Annotated in this window: 7 protein-coding genes; 4 read left to right on the plus strand and 3 right to left on the minus strand. The window is 72.2% G+C overall.

Annotation, left to right across the window (positions count from 1 at the left end; all coding sequences use genetic code 11):
- The 3 genes from glgX to treZ are packed head-to-tail and all read left to right on the plus strand — an operon-like array spanning position 1 to position 6,579.
- Complete coding sequence (glgX, locus tag V1258_RS04385) at positions 1-2,166, plus strand: glycogen debranching protein GlgX (protein ID WP_329748514.1); 2,166 nt, start codon at positions 1-3, stop codon at positions 2,164-2,166.
- 43 nt (positions 2,167-2,209) lie between these two features.
- Positions 2,210-4,798: a malto-oligosyltrehalose synthase gene (treY, locus tag V1258_RS04390; RefSeq protein WP_442878572.1), complete on the plus strand. Its 2,589-nt coding sequence runs from the start codon at positions 2,210-2,212 to the stop codon at positions 4,796-4,798.
- On the plus strand, positions 4,795-6,579 hold the full coding sequence (gene treZ / locus V1258_RS04395; protein WP_329748515.1) for a malto-oligosyltrehalose trehalohydrolase: 1,785 nt from the start codon (positions 4,795-4,797) through the stop codon (positions 6,577-6,579). The genes treY and treZ overlap by 4 nt, the downstream gene beginning before the upstream one ends.
- A 15-nt stretch (positions 6,580-6,594) precedes the next feature.
- On the opposite strand, the gene V1258_RS04400 is transcribed toward treZ, so the two are convergent.
- From V1258_RS04400 to V1258_RS04410, 3 genes are all read right to left on the minus strand, one after another.
- Positions 6,595-7,335 carry an SDR family oxidoreductase gene (locus V1258_RS04400; RefSeq protein ID WP_329748516.1) on the minus strand — a complete coding sequence of 247 codons (741 nt, stop codon included), beginning with the start codon at positions 7,333-7,335 and terminating at the stop codon, positions 6,595-6,597.
- 96 nt (positions 7,336-7,431) lie between these two features.
- Positions 7,432-8,517 carry a cell division protein ZapE gene (zapE, locus tag V1258_RS04405; protein ID WP_329748517.1) on the minus strand — a complete coding sequence of 362 codons (1,086 nt, stop codon included), beginning with the start codon at positions 8,515-8,517 and terminating at the stop codon, positions 7,432-7,434.
- A gap of 60 nt (positions 8,518-8,577) precedes the next feature.
- Positions 8,578-9,933 (minus strand): alpha/beta hydrolase family protein, encoded by a 1,356-nt coding sequence (locus V1258_RS04410; RefSeq protein ID WP_329748518.1) that lies wholly within the window; start codon positions 9,931-9,933, stop codon positions 8,578-8,580.
- A gap of 114 nt (positions 9,934-10,047) precedes the next feature.
- Between V1258_RS04410 and msrB the strand changes: the two genes are divergently transcribed.
- Complete coding sequence (gene msrB / locus V1258_RS04415) at positions 10,048-10,476, plus strand: peptide-methionine (R)-S-oxide reductase MsrB (protein WP_329746904.1); 429 nt, start codon at positions 10,048-10,050, stop codon at positions 10,474-10,476.
- Positions 10,477-10,487: the final 11 nt, after the last annotated feature.

Below are 10,487 nucleotides of genomic sequence, written 5' to 3' on the forward strand. Positions count from 1 at the left end.
ATGCAGATCTGGACCGGTCAGCCCTACCCGCTCGGCGCCACCTTCGATGGCTCCGGCACCAACTTCGCCCTGTTCTCGGAGGTCGCCGAGCGGGTCGAGCTGTGCCTCTTCGACACGGACGGGACCGAGACGAGGATCGAGGTCACCGAGGTCGACGCCTTCGTGTGGCACGTCTACCTCCCCGCCGTGCAGCCCGGCCAGAGGTACGGCTTCCGCGTGCACGGCCCGTTCGACCCGGCCGCCGGACACCGCTGTGATCCCTCGAAGCTGCTGCTGGACCCGTACGCGAAGGCGATCGCGGGCATGGCCAGCAACCATCCGTCGCTGTACAGCTATGAGTTCGACAACCCGGAGGTGCGCAACACCGACGACTCCGCCGAGCACACGATGCTCTCGGTCGTGGTCTCTCCCTTCTTCGACTGGGGCAACGACCACCCCCCGGCGCACCAGTACCACGAGACCGTGATCTACGAGGCCCACGTCAAGGGCCTGACGATGCAGCATCCGGACATCGACGAGTCGATTCGCGGCACCTATGTCGCGATGGGGCATCCGGCGATCATCCAGCACCTGAAGGACCTCGGGGTGACGGCGGTCGAGCTGATGCCGGTGCACCAGTTCGTTCAGGACGGCCACCTGGTGGAGAAGGGCCTGCGCAACTACTGGGGCTACAACACCATCGGCTTCTTCGCCCCGCACAACGAGTACTCGTACGCGGGGGACCGGGGTCAGCAGGTCCAGGAGTTCAAGCAGATGGTGAAGAACCTCCACGAGGCCGACATCGAGGTGATCCTCGACGTGGTCTACAACCACACCGCCGAGGGCAACCAGCTCGGCCCCACCCTCTGCTTCCGGGGCATCGACAACAAGGCGTACTACCGCCTCGTCGAGGGCGACCAGGCGCACTACTACGACACGACCGGGACCGGGAACTCGCTGCTGATGCGCACCCCGCACGTGCTGCAGCTGATCATGGACTCGCTGCGCTATTGGGTCACCGAGATGCACGTCGACGGCTTCCGCTTCGACCTCGCCTCGACCCTCGCGCGCGAGCTGCATGAGGTGGACCGGCTCTCGGCCTTCTTCGACATCATCCAGCAGGATCCGGTCATCTCCCAGGTCAAGCTGATCGCCGAGCCGTGGGACCTCGGCGAGGGCGGCTACCAGGTGGGCGGCTTCCCGCCCCTGTGGTCGGAGTGGAACGGCCGCTACCGCGATACGGTCCGCGACTTCCACCGCTCCGAGCCGGGCAAGATCGGCGACTTCACCTCGCGCCTCGCGGGCAGCTCCGACCTGTACCAGCACACGGGCCGCACCCCGATCGCCTCGATCAACTTCGTCACCGCGCACGACGGCTTCACGATGCGCGACCTGGTCTCCTACAACGAGCGCCACAACGAGGCGAACCAGGAAGGCGGCAACGACGGCGAGAGCCACAACCGCTCCTGGAACTCGGGTGTCGAGGGCGAGACCGACGATCCGCAGATCCTCGCGCTGCGCAAGCGCCGCGCGAAGAACCTCATGGCTACCCTGCTGCTCAGTCAGGGCGTGCCGATGCTGCTGCACGGGGACGAGATGGGCCGCACGCAGCAGGGCAACAACAACACCTACTGCCAGGACGACGAGCTGTCATGGGTCGACTGGGACCTCGACCCTCACCAGGAGGAGATGCTCTGGTTCACCCGGCACATGATCGCCCTGCGCCGCGAGCACCCGATCTTCCGCCGCCGCCGCTTCCTGCAGGGTGTGGTGCGGGACGACGCCGACTCGGTGCTGAAGGACGTGGACTGGCTGGGGACGGACGGCGCGCCGATGTCCGACGAGCAGTGGGGCGATGCGCAGAACAAGTGCCTGACCATGTTCCTCAACGGCTCGGCGATCCCCGAGCCCAACGGCCGCGGCGAGCGGATCGAGGACGACTCGGCGCTGGTCATGTTCAATGCCTCCGGCAACGAGGTCGATTTCGTGCTCCCGCCGGCGGAGTACGGGACGAGCTGGGAGGTCGCCCTCGGCACAGGCGACACCATCGAGATGGGCACCACCCTGGAGGCGGGGCAGAGCGTCTCCCGGCCCAGCCATTCGCTGCTGATCCTCCTGCGGCCCCCGATGGCGGCCGAGGAGGAGGCGGGTCCGGGCGAGAATCCGGGCCTCTCGATCCGCGCCTGACCCCACCGGCCCCGTCCCCCAGCGTTCCAGGAGAGCAGCGATCGTGAGCACGGACCGTGAGCACCGCCCCCGACCCTCGACGCGGGAGCGGGGTCCCGTCCCGCGCGGAGCCCGCCCCGTCCCGACCTCGACCTACCGGCTGCAGCTGCACGCCGGCTTCACGGCCGACGATGCGGCGGCTCTGGTCCCGTACCTGGCCCGGCTGGGCGTCGGCCACGTGTTCTGCTCCCCCGTCCTGCAGGCGGCGCCCGGCTCGATGCACGGCTACGACGTGGTCGACCATGGTCGGATCTCCGCGGACATCGGCGGGGAGGAGGCACTGCGCCGCCTCGCAGCGGCCGCCCACGAGCACGGGATGGGCCTGATCGTCGACGTGGTCCCCAACCACATGGCGATCCCCACCCCGATCCACCACAACCACGCCCTGTGGTCGGTGCTCCGGGACGGGGCCGACTCCCCCTTCGCGTCCTGGTTCGACGTGGATCCGACGGCGGAGCGCTCGATCCTCATGCCGGTGCTGGGCCGACCGATCGGGGCCGTGCTCGCCGACGGCGAGATCACCGTCGCCACCGACGAGATCCCGCAGGCCGACGGCTCGCTGCGCGAGGAGACGGTGCTGCGCTACTTCGACCACGTGCTGCCGGTCGCCACCGGCACCGAGCACCTGGGCCTCGCCGACCTGCTGGATCGGCAGTGGTACCGCCTCGCGTACTGGAAGGTCTCCGACGACGAGCTGAACTACCGCCGCTTCTTCGACGTGAACACCCTCGCCGCCGTGCGGGTCGAGCTGCCGGAGGTCTTCACCGCGACCCATGCGACGCTGCTGCGGCTGCAGGGCGAGGGCGTGATCGACGGCTATCGCATCGATCATCCCGACGGGCTCGCCGATCCGCGCGGCTACCTGCGCGATCTCGACCGGGCGACGGACGGCGCCTGGACCGTGGTGGAGAAGATCCTCGAGGGCGAGGAGCGGCTGCCGGGCGACTTCCCGTGCGCGGGCACCACCGGGTACGACGCTCTGTGGCGGGTGGGCGGGCTGTTCCATGACCCACACGGCGCCCCCGCGCTCACCCACCTCTGGCAGCGCCGCACCGGCGACCTGCGCCCCTTCGAGGAGGTCGCCCGCGAGGCGACGGATCTCGTGATCACCACGAGCCTGTGGGCGGAGATCGAGCGGCTCACCTCGCTCATCCACCGCATCTGCCAGGAGGACATCCGGCTGCGGGACACGACCCGGCGACACATCCAGCGGGTGGTGATCGCGCTGCTCGGCGCGATGGACCGCTACCGTGCGTACATCGTCCCCGGCGAGGCCGCGCCCGGTGCCGAGCGGGCCGTGATCGAGGCCGCCGCCGAGCGGGCCCTGCTCGAGCTGGGCGAGGACGAGGACGTGCGCGGCACCCTCGAGACGGTCGTCGCCCTGGTCTGCGGGGACGAGGTGGGCAGCGCGGGTCGCCGCGCCGAGGCCGATCGGGCGGAGGTGGTGATCCGCTTCGCGCAGACCTGCGGACCGGTCCATGCCAAGGCCCACGAGGACACCGCCTTCTACCGTTACCCGCGCTTCCTGCCCGTCACCGAGGTGGGCGCGGATCCGGAACGGATCGGGGTCGAGCCGGATGAGCTGCACGACCACGCCCTCGCGATGGTCCGCGAGCGGCCGGATTCGATGACCACCCTGTCCACGCATGACACGAAGCGCAGCGAGGACGTGCGGGCGCGTCTCGCGGTGCTGACCGAGGCACCCCGGGAGTGGTCCCTCCTCGTGCTCGATCTGGAGCGGGCCCTCGCCGGCGAGCGCGGCGACCGGGTGGACGGGGCGATCGGACTGCTGCTCGCCCAGACACTCGCCGCCTGCTGGGACCTGCCGGGCTCGCGCGCCGCACGGATCGACGGCGAGCGCCTGGACGGATATCTCACCAAGGCGATGCGGGAGGCGAAGACCCACACCACCTGGACCGAGCAGGACGAGGAGTACGAGCGGCAGGTGCTCGCCCTGGGACGGGCGGCGCTCGGGAGCGCGGAGGTGGAGGCGCTCCTGACCGAGTGGACTCGGCGCACGCTCCCCGCCCAGCGCGCCGCGATCCTGGGCCAGAAGCTCGTGCAGCTGACCATGCCCGGTGTGCCGGACGTCTATCAGGGCAACGAGACGGTCGACCTCTCCCTCGTCGACCCCGACAACCGTCGGCCGGTCGACCACCGCGCGCACGCCGAGCGGCTGGAGCGCATGCTCGCAGGCGCGGGGCCGGACGGGCTCGACGACGAGAAGCTGTGGCTGACCCATCGGGCGCTGCGCTTGCGCCGCGAGCGGCCGGAGCTGTTCCGCGGGCGGGACGCGGCGTATCTGCCGCTCGCGACCACGACCGGGCACGCGGTCGCGTTCGGCCGGGCCGTCGGCGACGGCCCCGTCGAGGCAGTCACCGTCGTCACCCGCCTTGCGCACGGCCTGGCCCAGCGCGGCGGCTGGGGCGAGGCCTGGATCTCGCTGCCCGAGGGCGAGTGGCAGGACCTCCTCTCGGGAACCGTCGTGGCGGGCGGCCGCACCCCGCTCGGCGACCTGCTCGACACCTGGCCCGTCGCGCTGCTGGTGCGCCCGGAGGCGGGGGCGGCGATCGAGGGCGGGACCCGCGCATGAGCGCCGGCAGCCTCTCCGTGGACCGTTCCCGCTATGCCGTCTGGGCTCCTGCCGCCGCGCGCGTCGAGGTGCGCGTCGACGGCGCGGTCCATCCGATGACCCCGTCGGCGGACGGCTGGTTCGAGCTGCCGGGCGTCCCCGCGGTGCCCGGAGCCCGCTACTCCTTCCGGCTCGACGGCGGCGAGCTGTGGCTGCCGGACCCGCGATCCCTGTCCCAGCCCGACGGGGTGCACGGGGAGAGCGAGGTCGTCGATCCGTCCGCGCTGCGCACCGCCGACGGGTGGGAGGGACGCTCCCTGCGCGGCGCCGTGCTGTACGAGCTGCACGTGGGCACCTTCGCGCCCGGGCCGGACGGTGCCTCCGGCACCCTGGACTCCGCGATCGAGCGGCTCGACGAGCTGGTCGACCTCGGCGTCGACGCGGTCGAACTGATGCCGCTGGCGACCTTCCCCGGGGACCGCGGCTGGGGGTACGACGGGGTGGGGCTGTACGCGGTCCATGCCGCCTACGGTGGCCCGGCGGCGCTCGCGCGCTTCGTCGCGGCGGCGCACTCCCGCGGACTCGCCGTCGTGCTCGACGTGGTCCACAACCACCTCGGCCCCTCCGGGAACTACCTGGGGATGTTCGGCCCCTACTTCACGCCCCTGCACCTCACGCCCTGGGGCGAGGCGGTCAACCTCGACCAGCCAGGCGCCGCCGAGGTGCGGGCGTTCCTGCTGGGCAGCGCCCGCCAGTGGCTCGTCGATCTCGGTCTCGACGGGCTCCGCCTCGACGCCGTGCACGAGCTGCACGACGACTCGCCGCGGCATCTGCTGGCCGAGCTGTCGGATGCGGTCCGGGACTGGGAGGCGGAGACGGGGCGTCCGCTCACGCTGATCGCCGAGTCGGATCGCAACCAGCCCGCGACCGTCGCCCCCACCGCGGCCGGCGGCCTCGGCATGGACATGCAGTGGGCCGACGACGTCCACCACGGCGTGCACGCCTGGATCTCCGGCGAGCGCGCGGGCTACTACGCCGACTTCGGGGACGCCGAGGTGCTGCGCACGGTGCTGACGGGGATGTTCCTGCACGCCGGCACCTGGTCGAGCTTCCGGGAGCAGGTGTGGGGTGCCCCGGTGGATCCGTCGTCCCCGCACTACGACGGCCACTCTTTCGTGGTGTTCCTCCAGGACCACGACCAGGTGGGCAATCGGGCGGCCGGAGATCGCCTCCACCATCGCCTCTCCCCCGAGCAGCATGCGGCGGCCGCCGCGCTGGTCCTGCTCGGTCCCGGCACGCCGATGCTGTTCCAGGGCGAGGAGTGGGCGGCCTCGACGCCCTTCGCCTTCTTCACCGATCACGACGCGGAACTGGGCCCGCTGGTGAGCGCGGGCCGGGCGGAGGAGTTCGCCGCGATGGGCTGGAGCGAACAGGTGCCCGATCCGCAGGACCGCGCCACCTTCGTCGCCTCGCAGCTGCGGTGGCAGGAGCGGGACCGCGGCGATCACGCCCGGATCCTGGACTGGTACCGCACGCTCCTCTCCCTGCGCCGGGCGGAGGACGATCTGGGCAGCGGAGATCTGCGCCGCACCGCGGTCGAGGTGCTCTCGGAGTCCGCGGTGCTGCTGCGCCGCGGCGGGATCGGGGTCCTCGCCCATCGCGGGCCGGGCCCGCTCCGTCTCGCCCCGGATCAGGGCGCCGGGGAGCTGCTCGCCCGGTTCGGCGAGGTCCACCACGGAGCCGACGGCGAGATCGAGCTGCTGGGCGCCGGGGCGGCCGTGCTCCGGCTCACCGAGCGCTGAGGGCGCGGCGGGGCGTCAGCGGGCCAGGTAGCCGCCGTCGACCGGGAGCACCGCCCCGTGCAGGTAGTCCGCGGCGGAGCTGGCGAGGAAGAGGACCATCCCGACGAGGTCCGCGGGATCGCCCCAGCGTCCGGCGGGGATGCGGCCGAGGATCTCGCGGTTGCGGTCCTCGTCCTCGCGGAGCGCGGTGTTGATTTCGGTGGCGATGTAGCCGGGTGCGATGGCGTTGACGCCCACGCCGCGGCCGGCCCAGTCGTTGGCGACGGACCGCGTGAACTGGGCGACCGCGCCCTTCGAGGCGGAGTAGGCGGCGTTCTGCACCCCGCCGAAGAAGGACATCATCGAGGCGATGTTGACGATGCGTCCGCCGCCCCGGGCGAGCATCGGTCGGCCGAAGGCCTGGGTGAGGTGCACGAGCGCGTCGAGGTTCACGGCCATGACCTCGGAGAACTCCTCGAGGGGGAAGTCCTCGAAGGAGTGCCGTCGGGTGGTGCCCGCATTGTTGACCAGCAGGTTCACCTTGTGGTCGGCGAGCACCTGCGAGATCGCGGACGCCCGAGCGACGGGATCGGAGAGGTCGACGGAGAGGGGGTGGTGCCCCTCGCCGAGGCTGTCGGTGCCCCGTTGCAGGCCGATCACCTCGGCGCCGCTCGCGAGGAGACCCTCGGTGATGGCCCGGCCGATGCCCCGGGTGGAGCCGGTGACGACGGCGGTCGTCCCCGAGAGGTCGACGTGGAGAGTTCCGGGGGTGCTCATGCGGGGCGACCTCCTGGTCGGCGGGGGTGGGTCAGTGGTGGGCGGGGCTCCCCCGGCCGAGAGCTCAGCCGGCGGAGAGCGCAGCCGGCGGAGGGCTCAGCCGGCGGAACGCTCCGCCGTCCCCACCATCTCCGCGCCGTCCCGGGCGAGGGAGGCGAGCCGGGAGAGGGCGCGGAAGTACTTCTTGCGATAGCCGCTGCGCAGCAGGTCGGCGGAGAACAGGTCCTCGATGACGGCCGGCTCGCCCTCGCGACCGGCTCCTCCCCCGACGCCCTGGGCGGAGAGGAGCACCGGCACCTCGCGGTCGTAGAGCCGATCCACGAGCACCACGAAACGGAGCGCGTCGTGGTGGTGGGAGAGTCCGTGCACGTCCGTGACGTGGGCGGCGGCGACCTCGTCGATGAGGGCGCCGTAGCGCGAGGGGTGCACCGTCACCAGGTGGACGAGGAGCTCGTCGAAACCGTCCAGGGTCGCCCCGTCGAGCGATCCGGCATGGCCCTCGACCACGGTCCGCGGCAGGGCGGCGATCTCCCGCACGCCGTCGCGCCGGCGGTAGTCCTCGCCATCGATCCGGAGCACCTCGAAGCGCTCGGCCATGGCCTGGATCTCCCGCAGGAAGTCCTGGGCGGCGAAGCGCCCCTCGCCGAGGGCGTCGGGCAGGGTGTTGGAGGTCGCGGCGACCGCGACGCCCCGATCGGACAGCTCCCGGATGAGGCGCGTCATCAGCAGGGTGTCGCCCGGGTCGTCGAGCTCGAACTCGTCGATGCACACCAGCACCGAGTCGCCCAGCAGGTCCACGGCGCGCTGGAACCCCAGGGCGCCGACGAGATCGGTGTACTCCACGAAGGTCCCGTACACGCGCTGTCCCTCGACCGCGTGGAAGAGCGAGGTGAGCAGATGGGTCTTGCCCACCCCGAAACCGCCGTCGAGGTAGAGGCCGCGGGCGCGGGCCGGGGCGCTGCGGCGGCGGAGCAGCGCGCGCAGGCCGCCGCCGGGGGCCGGGCGGCCGAGGGACGCGCCGAAGGCGGAGACCAGCTGCTTCGCCTGCTCCTGGGAGGGATGCGCCGGATCCGGCACGTAGTTGTCCAGGCGCGCCTCGGAGAAGCGGGGCGGTGGCACGAGATCCGCGAGGAGCCGCTCGAGGGTGGGTTCGGGGCGGCGGGCGCGGAGGGAGTCGGTCACGCGGGCCAGTGTAGGGCGGGTGCGGGCGCTTCCCGTCCCCCGCTCAGATCCTCGAGCCGTTCAGATCCTCAGCCCGATCGACTCCTCGCCGGGCGGGGAGGCGGGGTCGCGCACGGGGTAGGTGAGCGCTGCGGGGTCCTCGTCGAGGCCGAGCACGTCGATGAGGTAGCCGGCGAGGAGCCGCTCGTAGCGCACCGGGTCGCGGTTCCACTCCCGGGTGTGGGAGGCCCCCTCGAAGGGCACGAAGGTCACGAGATCCGGCCGGAGGGCGGCGAGTTCCCGGCTCGGAGCGGGGGGAACGGTCGCGTCGTCGAGGGCGTGGAGGAGGAGGGTGCGGTGATCGAGATGGTCGCGGTAGTAGGCGGGCGTCATCTCGTCCAGCGCGAGCGGCTCGTGCAGCCGCACCAGGCGGGCCCCGATCTGCGAGGTCATCATCCACATGGCGAGGCGGCGCATGGGCCGAGGGGCCTTCAGGGCGGTCGCGTGGTAGACGAGGATGTCCTGCCAGTCCACGGCCGGCGAGTCCAGGACGAGGCCCGCGATCCGGTCGCGGTGCGCGGTGCGGACCGAGGTGCGCAGGGCGATGCCCCCGCCCATGGACCAGCCCACGAGCACGAGTCGCCGGGCCCCGTGCGCCAGCGCGTACTCGATCGCCGCCTCGGCGTCCTCCCACTCGGCGGCGCCGAGATGGTGCATGCGGTCGGCGGAGGCGGGCGCTCCGGTGTCGTTGCGGTAGGTGATGGAGAGGGAGGTCAGTCCCAGGCGATGCAGCAGCGGGATGATCCGCAGCGCCTCACCGCGGGTCGAGCCGTGGCCGTGGATGAGGATCGCCCAGGTGTCCGCCCGGCCCGCGGCGGCGCCGTCGGCGGGGTCCGGGTCGACGCGCCAGGCGGGCATCTGGCCGACCGGGGAGTCGATCATGACCTCCTCCGTCGGCAGGCCGTGCGCGGTCTGCGGGGTGCCGGCCCAGAAGAAGCCGTTGACCGCGGCCTTCTCCACCGTGAGCGGATCGACGGTGTCCACCGCGAGGAGGGGCCGGGCGATGGTGGTCGGCGTCGGACGACCGGTGACCTCGCCGAGCCGCACGTGCACCGTCCCGCCGGACTGGCGCAGCGCGAGCAGTCCGGCCCGGCTGGACTCCTTGGTGGCGTCGAGGTGGACCCGGTCGCCGTGCACCGCGCGCACGGCCAGATCTGGACGGTGCCGCAGTCCCTGCTGGGGCACGAGCGGGAGCCGGGCCATCACGCGCGCCCCGAGGGCGAGGAGGCCTGCGCTGAGCGTGAACGTGCCGAGCGCCCCCGCTGCGCCGAGCACCGCGACGTCGGACCATCGTCCCTGGCTGCCGCGCTCCCGCAGCATGCTGAGCGGGGCGACCGAGCGGCGTCCGGGGGGCGCGGTGGGTGACCGATGCGTCATGCCGCGCATCCTATCGACGACTACGATCGAGACTGTGAGCGCCCCGACGGTCCGACGTCACGACCGGGGGTGCGTCGACCAGCGCGGCGCCCGCGCCGCAGAACGGAGTGCGCGATGTCCACCGAGCCCATCGGATCCCGTCCCTACACCGTCGCCCTGAGCGAGGAGGAATGGCGCCGTCGCCTCGACCCCGCCTCGTACCAGGTGCTGCGCGAGGGCGGCACGGAGCGTCCGGGCACCGGGGAGTACGAGGAGGTGCGCGCCGCGGGCACCTACGCATGCAAGGCCTGCGGAGCAGAGCTCTTCACCGCCGAGACCCAGTTCGACGCGCACTGCGGCTGGCCCGCCTTCTACGCACCGACGGACAGCGACGCGGTCGAGCTCCTCGAGGACACCTCCCTCGGGATGCGCCGCGTCGAGGTGCGCTGCGCGCGCTGCGGCTCCCATCTCGGGCACGTCTTCGAGGGCGAGGGCTTCCCCACCCCGACCGACCAGCGCTACTGCATCAACTCGATCAGCCTGGTGCACAGCGACGACGCCTGAGGCCGGCCGCG

The organism is Brachybacterium sp. J153 (assembly GCF_036311905.1).
Classification (GTDB): Bacteria; Actinomycetota; Actinomycetes; order Actinomycetales; family Dermabacteraceae; genus Brachybacterium.

Coding starts and splice junctions, on each gene's coding strand:
- glgX (WP_329748514.1), top strand. CDS start 1: ATGCAGATCTGGACCGGTCAGCCCTACCCGCTCGGCGCCACCTTCGAT.
- treZ (WP_329748515.1), top strand. CDS start 4,795: ATGAGCGCCGGCAGCCTCTCCGTGGACCGTTCCCGCTATGCCGTCTGG.
- V1258_RS04400 (WP_329748516.1), bottom strand. CDS start 7,335: ATGAGCACCCCCGGAACTCTCCACGTCGACCTCTCGGGGACGACCGCC.
- V1258_RS04410 (WP_329748518.1), bottom strand. CDS start 9,933: ATGACGCATCGGTCACCCACCGCGCCCCCCGGACGCCGCTCGGTCGCC.
- msrB (WP_329746904.1), top strand. CDS start 10,048: ATGTCCACCGAGCCCATCGGATCCCGTCCCTACACCGTCGCCCTGAGC.